The 17,673-nt window shown below is 44.8% G+C and carries 6 protein-coding genes; 1 reads left to right on the top strand and 5 read right to left on the bottom strand.

The annotated features are described in order from the left end of the window. Positions 1 to 83 precede the first annotated feature (83 nt). Entirely contained in the window at positions 84 to 623 is a 540-nt protein-coding gene (locus KKA81_03490; GenBank protein ID MBU2649974.1) for a hypothetical protein, read from the bottom strand. 25 nt (positions 624 to 648) lie between these two features. On the opposite strand from KKA81_03490, the gene KKA81_03485 reads away from it, so the two are divergent. Next, positions 649 to 1,644: an acyl transferase gene (locus KKA81_03485; protein ID MBU2649973.1), complete on the top strand. Its 996-nt coding sequence runs from the start codon at positions 649 to 651 to the stop codon at positions 1,642 to 1,644. A 2-nt stretch (positions 1,645 to 1,646) separates the two neighbouring features. Here KKA81_03485 and KKA81_03480 read toward each other — a convergent pair whose 3' ends face one another. The 4 genes from KKA81_03480 to KKA81_03465 form a co-directional block, all read right to left on the bottom strand. Beyond that, positions 1,647 to 5,639 (bottom strand): T9SS type A sorting domain-containing protein, encoded by a 3,993-nt coding sequence (locus KKA81_03480; protein MBU2649972.1) that lies wholly within the window; start codon positions 5,637 to 5,639, stop codon positions 1,647 to 1,649. Between the two features lie 17 nt (positions 5,640 to 5,656). Further along, complete coding sequence (locus tag KKA81_03475) at positions 5,657 to 9,646, bottom strand: T9SS type A sorting domain-containing protein (GenBank protein ID MBU2649971.1); 3,990 nt, start codon at positions 9,644 to 9,646, stop codon at positions 5,657 to 5,659. A 91-nt stretch (positions 9,647 to 9,737) separates the two neighbouring features. After that, complete coding sequence (locus KKA81_03470) at positions 9,738 to 13,664, bottom strand: T9SS type A sorting domain-containing protein (GenBank protein MBU2649970.1); 3,927 nt, start codon at positions 13,662 to 13,664, stop codon at positions 9,738 to 9,740. A 352-nt stretch (positions 13,665 to 14,016) separates the two neighbouring features. Next, positions 14,017 to 17,673: T9SS type A sorting domain-containing protein (locus KKA81_03465; GenBank protein ID MBU2649969.1), on the bottom strand; the 3,657-nt coding region annotated here is incomplete at its 5' end.

Raw genomic sequence — 17,673 nt, 5'->3', positions numbered from 1 at the left:
GGCAAATTTACATCCTGTAAAATCAGGCAGCACGAAAATACGATTAAGATTCTGTTAAGGTTGTGTTAAGAAATTGTTAATAGCTAACGGATGAACAGGGGTGTGCTGACGGTATTGCTTTCATTCAGGGCCCGGTCGACAAGGGTTACGTCGAACCCGATGGTATCGAAAGTGGAATTGAAATTATAAATATAGATCGTGTCGGTAATGGTTCCCTGAATGGCTTTGTTTTTGCCGCTGGGGGTCAGAACCGGAACACGGGCGCTGAGTGACAGAGTATCGAATTTTTCGGTTTGAGGATTGTATACAACAATGGGTACGAGGGTCAGAACTCCGTTTTGCAATTCGTAGTAATTGATAATCAGGTTATAATAGTACCGGCTTCCCGGATTATAGGGTACAAACGTATCTCCTTGTGACAATCCGATGTCTCCGTTTCCATCTTTATAGGAAATCTTCAGGATGCCCCGGTCGTAAATGTTAAGAGAGGGATTATATATCTTTTGCATACCAAGGAAAGTGATTTCCGGAATATCCGGAAAGGATTCCTTTTTTTTACAGGACGATGATCCAAAGATCAGGATCAGGACAAGAATTAAGCTTATTTTTGATATGATTTTCATCATCATAAAATTACAAAAAAACCGTATGCGGGATCTTTCGAAATTCACTCCTGAGCAATTAGCGGAAATAGTTTTTTCCGTTGGTACGGAGTATGAATTTAACGAAATCGCATGGGATATATTTCTGTTTCAGTATAGATATAATGCTGTATACCGTGAATTTTGCGATCATCTCGGAAAGATCAGCGACGTCAGTGAGATTCCCTATCTTCCTGTTGAGGTTTACAAGAGCGAAAGAGTTATCACCGGCTCTTCTTCCTGGGAAAGGGTATTTCAATCGAGCGGGACAAGCGGGATGGAGTTCAGCAGGCATTTCCTGGTAAGTGAAGCGGTATACCTGAAAAGCTTCCGGTCGTGCTTTCGCATTTTTTTTGGAGAACCGGCCCACCAATGTATTTTGGGTTTATTACCTTCTTATCTTGAGCGGGAAGGTTCATCCCTGGTTTACATGGTTGATGGCCTGATCAGGGAAAGCAGTGACACCGACAGCGGGTTCTTCCTTCATGATACCAGGGGTTTGACAGGAATATTGCGGAGGAAAAGGGATGCAGGGGTTCCGGTGGTGCTTTTTGGGGTGACTTTTGCATTATTGGATCTGGCTGAGAAAAACCCCATAGATTTCCCTTCACTGATAATTATTGAAACCGGTGGCATGAAAGGAAGGAGGGAGGAAATGATCCGGGAGGAGCTACATGGTTTGCTTAAGAATGCCTTTGGAACGGAAAGGATTTACAGCGAATATGGGATGACGGAATTGTTATCCCAGGCTTATTCAATGGGTGATGGGATATTTTCAAGTCCTCCCTGGATGAAAGTGAAGGTCAGAGATCTGCAGGATCCGATCACAATGCTACCGGAAGGCCGCAGCGGTGCCATTAATGTTATAGATCTTGCAAACGTTTATTCCTGCAGTTTTTTAGCTACACAGGATATAGGCAAGCTGCATCCCGGAGGTGGCTTTGAAGTGCTGGGGCGCACCGATGCAAGCGATATCCGGGGATGCAGTTTGTTGTTTGCTTAGCTTTATTTTGTTATCAGCAGTTTTCTGACGATCCTGTCTTTACCGTTGCTGATCACCGCGAAATACAATCCGCCTTTCATCGATGAAAGATCCAGTTCTGTAAAGGATTCACCGGGAAGTGCCTCAACAGTGTAAATAACTTCTCCCAGGATGTTTGTGATCTGAAGACGGGTGGCCGTTTCATTTCCGGCTAAATCCCATTCCAGTTTGAAAATTCCCTGGTTCGGATTGGGAATGATCCTCAGGGTGGATGCTGTTTGCTCGTTTCCTGGGATACCAACAGTATTATCAATTGTAATATCCAGGGTTTCCGAATATAATCCTGCTCCGCATTCATTTATAGCTGCTGCACTGATTTGTGCCTGTCCCAGGTAATCGCTGTTCCAGTTTACCGTAACTGTGAGTCCATTTCCGTCAATGGTGCCGGCTTCGGCCGGATTAAGCAACCATTCGTAATACCATGCACCTGATATTTCCTGTGTTGTATAATCACTGTAAGGAGTGATATACACATCGATATAATCAGGCCCATCAGGTTTAGCCGGTGCAGTAAGAGATTCATGAAATGTAAGGTTCATAGCATCATCGTCGCTTGTGCCTTCACCGGTGACTGAGATGGTAAGTGTGATGTTCCCCGACAGAATATCGTCCTGGGAGGGATAATACTGTGGTTGCAGGATATTGGGATTGCTGAAGGATCCGCTTCCGGATGTCGACCAGGTTATTGATGTCCAGGCAGTTGCCTGTCCCAGGCATTGGAATGGGTTTTCATCGCAAACAAAGTCGTCGGGACCTGCATAACAGGTTAGTGTTGCCTTGGGCGGAAGGATGATATAATCGAGCCATGCCTGGTCGGCACCGGCACTGCCGGTGCCGTCTTTCTGGTATACCCATTTAAAATTATGGTTTCCAACGGGAACATAAAACTTCTCCGTTGTCCATCCCTGGTATGTTCCTGACCATTCTGCAACCAGGTTCCCGTTCATAAAGAACTTAAGTTTATCCATATCCTGCTCCGATGATACTTTTTTCACAAACGAAATGGTATCGGCCGTCATGGTTTTCATGGTAAGAGAGATTTCTGAACTCTGCCCGTTACCAATCAAACCGGATTTGGCACTATAAAACCCTTCGTAGGGATAATTGGTTGTGATCTGCCAGGGGGTGTTCCCTGACATCTGCCAGTTGAACTTGGTAAAGTTGCCTGTTTCAAAATCTTCAACCAGTAGTCCCAGTTTTCTCTTAAAGGTTTTGGATTTACTATAGGCACAGGAATTCAAGTGATAGTTCAGATTGGCAATGATCACTCCATTGGGTGCTTCCGGATCAACATTAACCTCAAATTCTGCCCACTTGTATCCGAGTTGCGATAGTGTACCTATGGAGTCTTCGGTATTCATCAGCTCCAGGTAATAACAATTGGTGGACAATGTAGCATAGCAGTCGTCAGCCACGCAGTGACCGGTATTTTTATTTTTCACTTTAATGATAGCATTTTCACCCGGGTCAAGCCTTCCGTTGTTGTTTCCCTGACTATCATCAATAACCATTTCCATGATAGTCAGTTCGGGGCCAAAGGCAAGGTTACTGAAATAACTGATCCAGGTGGTGTCTGCAGATGCAACTACATCAAAATTGAGAAGATGATTGTCGGGGACATTGTCAGCAATGGTAACTGAGAAGGCTCCGTCAATGGTTTTGGTTGCTCCTGAGGCAATATCTCCGAAATTTTCCGATGAATCAATTATTGTAATATAGGGATCAATACTTCTGAGTTTAACAATTACATTATTTGCATCGACCAGGCCGGCATTTTTAACGGTCATTTCAAGTGTAACGAATTCGCCGAAATCCATTTTGCCGTTGTTGTTTCCTGCGGTGTCATGTACAATGTGCTGGTCATAGACAACAAAGGGTTCATCGGTGATAACAATGATATTGCCTATATGGCGTACTCTGTTGTGTGCAATGATGGATACCTGGATAGGTTCCTGATTGGAAAGCGGGTCAAATAACACCAGGTTCAGTTCTCCATTGTTGTCAGTCAGTCCTCTGCCGATAAGGATTCCATTCTGCATCAAACCAATACGGGCGCCGGGAGCATCGGTAGAGAAGTTGATATATTGAGCTCCGACAGGTATAGCCATCGGATAACTAGCAACAATGGGAAGAGGCATGGCAGTCCAGATATCCATGGTTGGATCACCGAAAAGGTTAAGTTCATAGTAACACCAGCGTATGGCGCCATCGTGGCCATTAATGTATCCGATATTATCTTCCTTGGAATCCCGGTTTGCTTCACCTATCATGGTGATCTCTTCACCAAAAATGGCATCGAAGAATTGCCGGTCGAAATACTGGGAGGCCCCGTCGGTACTCATATGTTGCCCCCATCCATAGCGTGAGTTCCCGATGTTGGCAACTTCAGCGGTTTCAATGCTGGTGATCTTTTCCGAAAAACAATCTTCCACATAATATCCCGGACTGGTTTCCCGGTTATCAAAGGCACCGTTGTAACAACCTTGTGAATAGCCTATCGCCAGTCCACGGTTGATCCCATCATTGGAAAAGTTTGTTGTGGTCAGGTCGGAGGTATACATCAGCATATTATAGGTTGTACTTGAATGTCCGAGGTGATTGCGAAGATTGACCCCTACGTTGCTATACTGATCAAATACATCGTATTTATCCCAGTACCCATCGCGTTCATATAAAAATGTGATATTGAAATTTGGGGAAAGTCCAACGGTCGTGTATCCGTGGTTGGAGCTGCCAAAAGCAACTTCATCCTTGTAATCACCGCCCCAGGTCGGTTCAGGCCAAAGCATTTCACCCAGGAAGAGGGATTTTTCAATATCATCCAGGACGGGTGCATCCTGGTAACGGATATGTTTCTGGATCATATTGTTGATCTCGTCGTTGTTGTCAACACAGAAACGGCCAATGGCAACTTCCGCGTAAAGATCTTCTTCCCCGGGCTCCCCGTAGCGGTTGTCGTTGTCGTTATCCCAGGTTCCATCCAGGTTGGAGTAATAAAGATCTGCAGGAAGGTCATCTTCAGGAGTGCTGTATGCATTGCAATAAAAGCCTCTGTGGGGAATAATATTTTCTGCTGCGTTACCGGCATCAGCATCCCCGCCCAGGATCACCCAACTTATCCCATAGTTCTGCACATAATCGATGATGCAATTCCTGATCTTATCCTGTGAATCATCACCGGAAAAGGATGCATAGATGTTTTCTGTTGTCTCGGTCACCACAATGTACCCTGTGGATTCCTTGAAACTTATATAGGAATCGAATTGGGCCAACAAAGCCTGGTTTGAGATCAATAAAATGTCGGCCTCCGTGCTTGATCGTTTCGTGGGATAAGAATAGTCCTTAATCTGTCCTGGATTATCTGCAATCCTGTTTATCCTGGTTTTTATTATGTCATCATCTTTCAGGAATCTCTGTGCTTCTGAAGCTTCTGCAGTTTTTTCGGTGATGATTTCAAGGGTTATGGATTCCAGGAAAGCAACTTCATTTCTCAGGGGAATATACTTTACGGGGCAAATAGTAAATGCTCCCATGCCATGTCCCGAAAGGAAATGTGTACTCTGATCCGCAATTAATTCGGCAGGATAGGGAACGTCAGATCCATAAACGCTGGCATCGGGTTTAACCGAATAATCCTGTATGGTTTGCGATAGAGGAAACTGTCTTGCTGCCGGTTTAATTGTCAGGTTTTGCGAACCGGAATAATATTTCTCTGACACTATTCTGATTTCCAGGATGGATTCTTCCTGGGGCAATAAAAGGCTTACTCCTTTGTGAGGCATAAGGGGGTGACCTTCAGGCCCATAGTTGTAACAATCCTCATAAAAGATTTCCGTGAAACCGTCATCAGAAGTATGGAGAACAGGTTGAGGAAAATGCCAGGTTTTGATTATCGATTGTGATAATAACCCAGTCACTGCCATCATCATGACAGCAAGTAAAACATATTTTTTCATGGCACCTTATATTGGTTTTATTTCTTTATAATCAGTTTTTCGACGGATTTTCCACGTCTGCTTTCCAAAGTCATGAAATACAATCCTGCAGGTAAATTACCCAATCCAAGCGACAAGGTATTTGCACCGGTTTCAGTTTTGTAGTTGAAGTGGTATAATTTCACACCTAATGAATTGAAAAGCATCACGTTGATGGTCTCTTTCCTGTCAGATGAAAATTCAATAGTGAAGTTCCCATTGTTTGGATTTGGGGAAATGCTAACTTGATATTCATCATCAGGTGTCGATATTCCGACCGGATTATTGACTGTCACCGTAAGTCCTTCTGAATATTCACTTTCGCCGCATTGGTTGATGGCCTTGACTTTGATGGTAGCCAATCCGGAATAAACCTGGCTCCATTCTACCCGGCAAATGGATCCGTTTCCGGAGATCGTGCCGGCTTCAGCCGGTGATAACGACCATTCGTATAAAGAGGCAAAAGCGACTGCCTGGGTTTCATAGTGGCAAGCAGGCATGCTGACCCAATCGATAACATCCGGACCGGCTGGTTTAGAGGGTACTTCAGGGGTTGAAATAAAGGTAAGTGTCATTTTATCCTGAGTTGTTCCACCGGATGTTCCGTTTGCGGTGAGGGTGAGGATGACCGAACCGGCATTTACATCGTCTTCACTGGGGGAATACACGGGGTTCAGCATGGTTGGGTCGCTAAAGGTTCCGCTACCGGAGGTAGTCCATTCCACAGTCTGCCACATGGTAGCTTGTCCGGAACACTGATATCCCGCGGTTTCGCAATTGAGGCCATCAGGACCGGCATAGCAGGTCAGGGTCATGATCGGGGGCATCACCACGAAATCGAGCCATGCACAGTCGCTGCCTGCGCTTCCCTGTCCGTCTTTCTGGTAAATCCATTTGAAAGTATGTACACCGGCAGGGGCTGCAATACTTGTATTCTTCCATCCCTGGGTAGTACCCGACCATTCTGCCTGCATGGTATTGTCTACATAAAACTTCAGCTTGTCCTGATTGGCCTGGCTGGATACCTTCCTGACAAAATAGATGGTATCTGCCGTCATCACATTAAGCTGCAGGGATAAAACACTTGTCTGACCATCGCCGATCAAACCTGATTTAGCGCTGTATATTCCTTCATAGGGGAATTCAGAAGTAATGGTCCAGGGTGCATTGCCCGACAATTGCCAGGGGAACTTATTGAAATTCCCTGTTTCAAAATCATCGTATATCAAACCTATCTTTTGCCTGAAATTTTTACTGGCCTGATAAGGACCTGCTGTTACCGTATAGTCAAAATTTGCAATAATAACACCATTGGGAGCTTCGGGATCTACATGAACGGTAAAGATGGCATATTTATGCCCAAGCAATCCAAGTACTCCCAGATCGTATGAGAGGTTGTCGAAAGTCATGTAAGGACTGTTCACAACCAGCGTGCCTATGGCATTTGAGGAGCTACAATGACCGGTATTTTTGTTTTTAATTTTTATATTGGCGGTTTCACCCGGATCCAGTCTTCCGTTACCGTTACCATACTGGCTATCATCAATAGCCATTTCAAGTATACTTAGAACCGGGGCATTAAGTATTATCGACAAGTCTGTTGTCCAGGTTTCTTTGGCACCGGCCTCCATAGTCATTTCAAACTCTACTACATGTTGGTCTTCAATAACTTCCTGAACCATGAAGGTAAACGCATTATCCTGCCATGAAATGCCATGTGCGGGAACGGAGCCCCATTCCTGGAAATTATCGGTAAGGATGATGTTTGGGTCGCTGCTGGTAATGGTTGCACTGGCATTAAGGGCATCTGAGTTACCGAGGTTTTCGAGGGCAACGGTGAGGCATACCAGTTCGTCGTAGTCAGCGACATGATTATTGTTTCCGAGGGAATCTTCAATGATGTAGTCATTCAGGAGGAGGTAAGCTCCTTCAGGATTGGCGACCAATACGGTTCCGATGAAAGGTTCCCTGTTTTGAAGGGTGACAATAACATCGGCATCACCGGGAGTTTGGAAAGGAAGTATCTCCATCTCGGCGAGTCCGTCTTCATCAGCAAGTTTGGCGCCATGAAGCACACCATCGCGGGAAATGGCCACGTAGGCGTATGGTTCTGTGTTTACCACAAAAGTTGTGGATGAAAGGGGGAGCATTTCGATATATTCTACTTCGACTAATGGGGGTTCTGAGAAATAAACGGTCAGTGAAGGATCGCCCATCATGTTATAGATATCCCAGTAATATTCGGCTGATCCGGGGACACCTTCCTGCACGGCGAGGTTGCCGGCGAAGATCATCTGACTTCCGGTCACAAACCAATCACCGAAGGGTTCTCCATGGTCGTGAAATGCCCTGTCGTACATACCAAGGGTTGTTTCCTCATAGGGAGGAGGATTTTCAGATATCTCACCGACGCCTACACCCCAGTAATAATCTTCATCCCAGTAAGTGCTGTTCGATCCTCCGATATAGCCCACAGCTCCTTTATTAGCTGCACGGACGATAGCTTCAGCGAAACATTCATTATCATCATATTGACTGGATTGGCAGCAATTTCCAACCAGCAGGCAGTACTGGTCCTGGTTCTGAAGAGTAGCAATATCGGGAATTTCAAAAGAAGGGTCTGACCAACCGGCCGGACTGCAATGAGCGGTGTAGTTTCCATAGCTAACACCGTCGCTTATGTTCTGGATGATATCGGCGCTATGACTTCCTGATTCAGGATATAAATATGTATGAGACAAAAGGTTATGAGCTTCATTAAAATAATTGATGGTACCATAGTTGATCTGGCCGTTGGCCCAGTCATGACCATGGCCCGAGTCCATACCTGCGACCATTACAACCTCATCAAGGTAAGATGGATCAGGCATGGTGTACATTTCATATTGCAGGGTTTTATCAATGTAAGGCTGCAATTGGTTGGTGTTCTGGGCGGAAAATCTGCCATAAAAGATTTCCGGAAGCAGGTCACCGGTAAATTCGCAATAATTGCGATCAGTGGCGCCGTTTCCGTTGCTCCAGGCAGGGATCTGTTGTATGTCCCCGACAAAAACAATGAAGGATGGAGCCGGATCTTCGGGGGTTCCTGCATTGTATAATCCCTGGATGTAATTTTTGATAGATGCTGTGGAGTTTCCAACAGCAGGATTGTCGGTATAAGCTTCAATAACAGTAAATCCTTTTTTAGTCTTCCACTCGATCAATGGCTGTAACTGGGCTTCAAACATCCTGTCGGAGATAAAAACATATTTAACCGGGTATTTGGTGAGGTTTTCCCTGTTCTGAGCAGGTTTGTAGTTGGGAAGCATTCCATAAATGCTTTCAAAGAACGGGGAGGCCAACCTGTTTTTGATTTCCTGAGTTGCCTGCAAATCAGCATTTCTGAAGATGATTTCAAAATGAACCTTATCATATACTCTCAGAATACCGGTTACCGGATTGTATTGAACGGGAGCGATATTCAACCTTGCCACTCTGACGCTTCTAAGGTAACCAAGTATATCAACGGAGACCAGCTCCTCGCTGAAGAACCGGTCTTCCAGGTATGCCTGCTCCTGAATAAATAGTTCATGTTCATCCTGGCTTTTAATCCTGGGAGGTTGGGAAGGATAAATATAATCGGGATAACCCTGAAGAGCTAGGTCTATTTCGGTGAAGGTTGATTCCAGGATTCGGATTTCCGGGATGGCACCCGCAGGGATTTCAATCAATTCTCTTTTAACTGGCAACTCCGGCCATCCTTTTGTCAAACTTGGACTGTAACCCGTCATGATCACTCTTGTGAATTGACCTCTGTCGGTTAACACCGGAAAGGCTTTGGCTTCACCAATAGTATTGATTGCTTCCATGCGGTTATAGTCGCTGGAGGTAATATTTAAGCGGTTTTCCAGGGCCGGGTTGACAATTATTTCCTGACTTGTGGCCGGAAAAGCAACTGCCACCAAGGCAATTATGCTAAACAATCTCCAAAAATTCCCTTGCGTCTTCATGATATTGTATTTTTTTATAACACAAATCAACATGCTAGAGCCATTAACTCCGACATGTTGATTTGTGGTTTCATTTTATTGTTATTAAGTGCTATTTATTTATCAGTATCTTCCGTGTAATCATAAGGTTGTCACCTTCAAGGATGAGGAAGTAAATTCCATTGGGCAAGGCACTGAGGTCAAGCTGCATATCCATGGAACCCTGCTGCGTAGTGATGGATTCCTGGTGGAATGCCTGACCGATCATGCTTACCAGTTTCATGTTGACTGTATGGTTGTCAAACCCTTTAACATGGATAAAAAGGTTCCCTGAGCTTGGATTAGGATATGCTTCCACTCCCCATCCGAAGGGTATCTCAGCAACGGCGACGGTATTATCAACCGCAACATTCAGCCCGGGTGAATAGTCGCTTTCACCGCAATAATTGATTGCTTTCACAGAAACGGTGGCTGATCCGACATAGTTTACATTCCATGTTACAGTGCCGGTAAGGCCCATACCTTCGATGGTTCCGGCTTCGGCAGGTTCAAGCAACCATTCGTATACGGAGGCAAATTCAACCGGCTGAATAGTGTATTCGCTTTCCGGTGTTACCAGGATGTCGACATACTCGGGGCCAGACGGGGTTGATGGAGCATCAGGAAGTTCGATAAAGCTCAGAGTCATTTCGTCATCGATTACTGATCCTTCACCATTGATGGCAGCAAGCGCGAGTATTACGGATCCATTCTGAACATCCTCATTGCTGGGTGTATAAATGGGATTAAGAATTGTGAAATCATCAAAAGTACCACTTCCGGTGGTTGTCCATTCAACAGCAACCCAGTCGGTAGCTTCACCGTGGCACTGGTGTTCATTGGTGCCGCAGCTTTCTGCATCCGGACCGGCATAACAGGTAAGTGTCATGACCGGAGGAAGGATAATATAATCGAGCCATGCACAGTCGCTACCTGAGCTACCCTGCCCGTCTTTCTGATAAACCCAGCGGAATGTATGGTAACCTGTAGAGACGTAGAATGCATGGTCTATCCAGCCCTGGCTGGTTCCCGACCATTCGCCCTTCATAGTGTTATCAATATAGAATTTCAGCTTATCCATATTTGCCTGTGAAGAGACTTTCCTCGTAAAGTAAATGGTATCGGCAGTCATAATCTCCAGGGTAATTTTAAGCTCAGAGGTTTCTCCGTGTGTGATGCTGCCTGATTTGGCACTGTAAATACCTTCATAGGGATAAACACTGGAGATGGTCCAGGGCATGTTTCCGGCATGTGCCCACTCGAATTTGTTAAAGTTGCCGGTTTCAAAGTCTTCCACCAGCAAGCCGATTTTTTGTCTCCAGGATTTCTGAGCATCAAAGCCACCGGAAACGAGCTCATAATCAAAATCAGCCAGAATCACACCGTTTGGTGCCTCCGGGTCAACAACCACGCTGAATTCAGCCCATTTGGCACCGATAAGTCCCATGGTTCCCAAACTGTCGATATTATTGTTCAGAGTGAGGTAGTGGCAATCGGTAAACAAGGTTCCAACACAATTATCGGCCGGGCAATGACCCTGGTTCTGGTTTTTAATTTTTATTATGGCGCTTTCACCCGGATCCAGCATGCCATTACCATTACCACCCTGGTTGTCGTCAATTACCATTTCTGCGATATGCAGGATGGGGGCATAAGCCTCAAGGATGAAATTCAATGTCCAGGTTTCATTTTGGCTGTCAGTGGCAATAACTTCTATTGGTATCTGATGCTCATCGGGAACATTGTTAGCAACTGAGATGACAAAGGCGTCCGGCATGGAAATAATAGTATTAGCCGGTATAGTACCGTAGGTTTCAGTTGAATCAGATATTGAAGCATAAGAATCATTCGTCCGGATTACAACACTCACGCCTTCTGCATCCACACCACCCAGGTTTTCAAGGGCAATAGAGAGGAATACAGTTTCATCGTAATCAAGATAACCGTTATTATTTCCCTGTGGGTCATTTACATCGTGCGATTCATACATCAGGTAAGGAATATTGGCGGGTATCACGGATATGGGTGCAATATGGGGCAGGAAATTAAATCCTGTGATAGTCAGGGTAAGTGTTGTAGGCTGATTGAGAGCCGGGAAAGTAAGTGTAGCCGATCCTCCTGTGATAAACGCGGTGGCCAGAATCTGACCGTTTTCCGTAAGACAGGCGACTCCGCCTTCAGCATTGCTTTGCAAAGTGAATGAATTGGATCCTATGAAAATATTCGGGTTATAGCTAACTGTCATAGTTTGAGGGAAGGCAGTCCTGACCATTACCGATGGGTCACCGAAAACTGTCCAGGTATCTGTCATTTCATCACCTCCGGAACCGTATTCATCGTTCATCTGCATACAGCCGTGCATGGATAAAGCGGCGAAGGTGCGTTTGATATTGTTAGGATAGGATTCCACAAGTATATCAACCATTTCATCCTGTCCACACATAGGTGGGTTCCAGCTTTGGTTGATGGTTGACATGAGCGTGGCGACGGCTCCGGCCGGATTTCCATTATTTTCAGATCTGAGCCATGCTTCGGCGAAGCAGGTAGTCGGTACAAAATTGCCATTTACACAGGCAACAGACCAAATGAACGGCCACATATGTTCATTCACCAGGTTGTTAACATCGCTATTGGAGAAGCCGGAGGTGCCCCAGGATGTATTGCTTCCATGTCCGGTGTAATTTATGATGGAAGCTCCTGTATTTATCTCAGCGGCAACCTGTGAAGGGGATGGATTGCCTGGTGCATCGTTGCCACCCTGGCTACCATCGAAAAGTTCAGCACAGAAAGTGTATGTGAAATTCAGCAGGTCAGTATTAATGTTTCGGATATGCTCATAGTCGTACTCCCCGTCATCTCCGGGTCCCTGGTCGGAGGCAATGCCTATACCCCGTGTAAACCAGTCGAAATTCAGGTCGGGATTTTTTTCATACTCTATGGTGCGGGTTACCTGAATGTCTACATGGGTAGTGTTTTCGGCTGAAAAGCGGCCGATGAAAAGATCAGGGTAATGGTCATTACCAACAACATAAGTATAATCGTTATCGGAGTCACCGCTGGCATAGGAGGTAGGCACCTGTGCCGCATCACCTACCAGGAGAACAAAGGTTAATCCATTGGTGTTGTAATAATTGGCAATGTATGTTTTAATCTGGGATGAACCACCAATGGTGGCAACATCAACAACCTCAACCGGCATCCCGGTTTGTTTTTTCCATTCCACGAGGGGCTGTATATTCGGGATGAAACTTCCATAAGAAATAATCAGCATGTTACCGTGCTCATCAACCGGTGTGTAACGTCCTGCGGCTGAACTGTAATTGATGAAGTGATTGCTGTAAATGTCCCCGAATTCTTTAACAACCCTGTCAACGGATTTGCTTCTGATCAGAGGATTCTCACCATTTTCACCGATTTTCGAAATCTCCAGGGTCAATTCATCATAAACCCTTAGGGTTTGTGTAACAGGATTATACTGAATTGGATAAATGATGACTGTCTGTCCCCTGAAGTCCCGGATGATATGAGGCTGTCTTAGTGCAGCCAGCTCCCCGGGATAAAAAGCATTCTTCTGGTAAACTTCTCCGTAGGTAAAAGGAACCGTAGATGGATCTGTATCACGGTATAGGTTGCCTTTAGATGGGGCAATGGTGTGACCTGTGTATTCTTTATAGGTTCCTTCCAATACTTTAACTTCCATTTTTGCCCGATCGGGTATGAGTATGGAAGTTGTCATTTTTGGCAGGTCAGGTGCTCCTTTTTCCAGGATAGGTGTAGCATCCTGAATTAGTACCTTCCATTCTTTTCCATAAATTGTTTCAACGGGATCCAGAGTGAACTGGTTGACTGATAGCTTGATCACTGTCCTGTCCATATCGGAATAGACAAGTTCCAGTCCTGCTTGCGGGTTTCCTGTGTTTTGCCGGATTTGCGAGAATCCGTTAAAGGTAATGAGCAGAAGGCCGAGGGCCAGGACTAACAAAGTAAAATTCGTTTTCATTGCTAAGCTTATTGTTTGAATTTGTGATATCTTGAAATTATATATTATTTTAATTATTTACTATGGAAAAAATGCTATAAAAACCACTCATGGTATCTAAACAACCAGTATTTATGGTTAGATTGGGTTTTGGTTTTCAGGATCGTAATCGACTTAAATATAACTACTCCAAATTAGTTCAAAATTAATAACAATTTTGTTCAATTCAGACATAGTTAAATGATAATTGGTTGTACAACAGCTTATTTAGAATTGCTTTAAATTAATTGGCTTTTATATTTATACGGAAAAAGGCTGCCCGGGTTATTTGGGGGCAGCCTTTTCCTGCATTTTTCTTATATTTCAAATAGGGTTATTTGTTTACGATAATCTTTTTGGTAAATTTTTCGGACCCTGAAACAATTTGCAGGAAATATAGCCCTTCCGGTTGGTCTTTCAGGTCAATTGAATGGATGTACATTCCGGTAAAGCTTATCCCATTTTCTTCGAGGATTTTGGTGCCTACTGTATTATAAATGGAAATATCGGCTTTACCCGAGGCAGGATAATTCAGTTCAACCACAAAGTTTCCGTTATTGGGATTAGGATAAACCCGCACGGTTTCCTTGTTGTTATTTTCAAACATACCGACGGTATTGTCAACGTTTACCTCAAAAGCATCGGAATAATCACTTTGCCCGCAGTCGTTGATGGCCATTACGGAAACTTCGGCAGATCCCAGAAACTCCTCATTCCACAGGACTGATCCGGTAGTTTGATATCCGGATATGCTTCCGGCTTCCGGCGGATCAAGGCGCCAATAGTAACTTTGTGCTCCATTGACGGTTCCGGTTGTATATTCAGAAGTCAGCACCAGGAAGAGATCCACGTAATCTGGTCCCTCAGGCATTGCCGGTATCTGGGGTGCGGAAATGATGCTAAGGGTCATTTCATCATCAGCAATATCTCCTTCGGCATTTTCAGCAGAAATGGTAAGTACTACCGATCCCGTGCTAATGTCATCAGCACTGGGAGTATAAAGTGGGTTCAGAAGGGTCGGATCGTCAAATGTTCCGCTGCCTGAGCTTGTCCATTCTACCGATATCCAGTCGGTTGCTTCACCCTGACATTGATAATCTTCTCCTGCACAAATTTTGTTATCCTGACCGGCATAGCAGGTAAGGGTCATGATGGGAGGGAAGATAATATAATCCAGCCAGGCACAGTCGCTACCTCCGGATCCGCTGTTATCTTTCTGATAGATCCATTTGAACGTTTTCATTCCGGTTCCGACATAATATTTTTCCTGATTCCATCCTTCGCCTGCACCAGCCCAATCGTCTGTAAGCACGTTATTAATGTAAAACTTAAGCTTATCTTGAGGTTCTGAGGAGATTTTACGAATAAAATACAGTGTGTCGGCAGTCATGATCTCGAGGGTGATTTGGATCTGGCTTGTCTGGCTATGGGTGATGGTCCCGGATTTTGCACTGTAAACGCCTTCATAGGGGTATTGGGAAATGATGGTCCATGGACTGTTTCCACCCTGTACCCAATCCCATTTAGTAAAGTTTCCTGTTTCAAAATCTTCGAGGAGGAGTCCGATTTTTCTCCGGAATGTTTTTTCTTCCAGGAACTGGCCGGAGTTAAGCTGATAGTCAAAATCCGCAAAAACACATCCATCCGGGGCATCCGGGTCGACTACTACTTCATATTCCGCCCATTTATATCCCAGTAAACCTAGTGTCCCGAGGTCACAGGTTGTGTTGCTCATCGTAATGTATTGCGATATGGTGGTAAGAGTTCCAACAGAGTTTTCAGCCGGGCAATGGCCCAGGTTTTTGTTTTTTATTTTCAGTGTGGCTGATTCACCCGGATCCAGTCTGCCGTTGCCATTACCGTATGTATTATCGTCAATAACCATTTCCAGGATGTTGAGGACAGGAGCGCTAAGCAGCAATTCATAGGTATCAGTGAAAAGTGCTTCGGAATCGTCTTCAAATTCAAAATTGATGAGGGCGATATATTGATCGGGTGCAGCCGGTGAAACACTCAGGGCGAAAGCACTGTCACCGAACGATAAACTTTGTCCGGGTATGATTCCCCATTCGTGAATGCTGTCAGTGATGGTGATCATGGTGTCGGAGGAGAAAATCTTTCCGATGACATTGATGGCGCTGTCGTTTCCAATATTTTCAATAGTTACATCCAGTTTCACATGTTCTCCAAAGTCGGCATAACCGTTATTGTTTCCTGTTGCATCATCGATATCCACATCATTGAGGACGAGGAAGGAACCATCAAGGGGTATGATGGGAAGGGTTACCTGATAGGGTAAATAATTGTGATAAGAAACTGTGAGAATAGCTTCACCCGGATCCACGATGGGGCCACCGAACTGAAGAACTGCATCACCGGAGGCATCAGTAAACGCTACGGCATAAAGCGACATATCGCTCTTCATGATACAGACACGGGCATCCTCAATGGGGCCGTTACTTCCTGAAACGTTTACAGAATACTGATCAAATCCCAGGAACAGATAAGGATCATGAGTAACCGTCAGGTTGTCGGGCTGCAAGGTCCAGGGTTCAAGGGATGCATCTCCCAGCCATAGGTATGTGCGAACATTGGACCGACCGATTGTTCCATGGACATTGAGAACGGTTACATTGGCAAAATTGGTTACATACCCTATATTCCAGATACCTTCCTCAAAGACTGCCTTGTACATTTCCTTATCATAATCGTGGTTCGGAATGGTATAGGATGGGATAATGGCTCCGTTAATAGCAACAGAAGCCACGGGTGATTTCATGAAGGATTCGCAGAGGCAATCACCCGGATGGGCCACGATATCCATGTTGTCGCAGCATACGTCGAACAATACAAAAAGCCTGTCGTTATTAGTGAATTGTGCAATATGAGATGCTGTGAAACTTCCGTAGCTGCACCATTCCCAGAACTCTGTTGCACTTCCGTGGCCCCGGTAATTGAAGATTCCGCAGGAATTGGCATTGATATAGTTGACTATATCGTCGTTGGAAGCTCCTGCTCCTCCGTAACATTCTTCAAATATGGGTATTTGAAGTGTGTATGGATAAGTTTCAATTTCATTTTTGCACTGGGTGTATTTCTGGGGGTATTGCTCTTCATGTGCAACCAGAATAGTATTTTCAGCCCAGTTGGTGCTTGCATCAGGATTTCTGTAATGATCAATGGTTTTCTGTATCTGCAGGTCCAATTCGCTGAGATTGTCATAGGTAAACCGTCCGATGGCAAGATCAGCGTAATGATCATCGGGGCCATCCAAACAAGTGTACCAGGAATCAGAATATGAAGGATCCTCCCCGGCAGGATCCCACCAATACATTGGAACATCATCGGGATCACCTGTGTTTCCCCCATTGGGATAGGCATCACCCACCATCAGAACATATTCAAGACCATCGGAGACATAAAGTTGTGAGATGTAATCTTTAAAATCTTCAGGTGTATTGAAACCGGCCTCCATAGTTTTCACTTCGACTTTGAATCCCTGCTGATTCTTCCAGTCGACCAATGGCTGGATGGTTGCAAGGGGATTGGTATTGGTAATGATAAGGTACTTGATATCATCATTGTTCCTGTTTCCTTTCAAGAAACCCAATGAAGAAAAGTTCAGGATTTTGGACTCATACATTTTGTAAAAAACAGGAGATACGATTTTATTTCCGGATGGTAGATTTTCAGTATCCTGGCCATAAAACTCAACTTTTAACCTGGCTTTGGTTATTACCTGAAGTTCCTGTTTGGCGGGTGTATAGGAGAATGGGACAAAAATAAGACCGGATATCTTAACATCCCTCCAGATGCCAGGTTGTCCCATCAGGAGGTTGGTTTCAGGATAGTTACCCTGGGCCCGGTAAAATTCAGCATCATAATCAAAGCCTTCAGGTTGCCCACCCTTGATATCTTTTGAAGGTGTTTGGTAGGGCATGATCTTGTATCCTGTAAGCGTAATACTTTCCGATTCGATCAAACTGACCCG

The organism is Bacteroidota bacterium (assembly GCA_018831055.1).
Classification (GTDB): domain Bacteria; phylum Bacteroidota; class Bacteroidia; order Bacteroidales; family B18-G4; genus M55B132.
Note: the sequence above shows the minus strand (reverse complement) of the source record. Positions and strands in the feature narration are given on the sequence as shown.

What these genes read in the sequence shown, in the direction of transcription:
- KKA81_03490 (MBU2649974.1), bottom strand. Translation starts at nt 623, where the DNA reads ATGAAAATCATATCAAAAATAAGCTTAATTCTTGTCCTGATCCTGATC.
- KKA81_03485 (MBU2649973.1), top strand. Translation starts at nt 649, where the DNA reads ATGCGGGATCTTTCGAAATTCACTCCTGAGCAATTAGCGGAAATAGTT.
- KKA81_03480 (MBU2649972.1), bottom strand. Translation starts at nt 5,639, where the DNA reads ATGAAAAAATATGTTTTACTTGCTGTCATGATGATGGCAGTGACTGGG.
- KKA81_03475 (MBU2649971.1), bottom strand. Translation starts at nt 9,646, where the DNA reads ATGAAGACGCAAGGGAATTTTTGGAGATTGTTTAGCATAATTGCCTTG.
- KKA81_03470 (MBU2649970.1), bottom strand. Translation starts at nt 13,664, where the DNA reads ATGAAAACGAATTTTACTTTGTTAGTCCTGGCCCTCGGCCTTCTGCTC.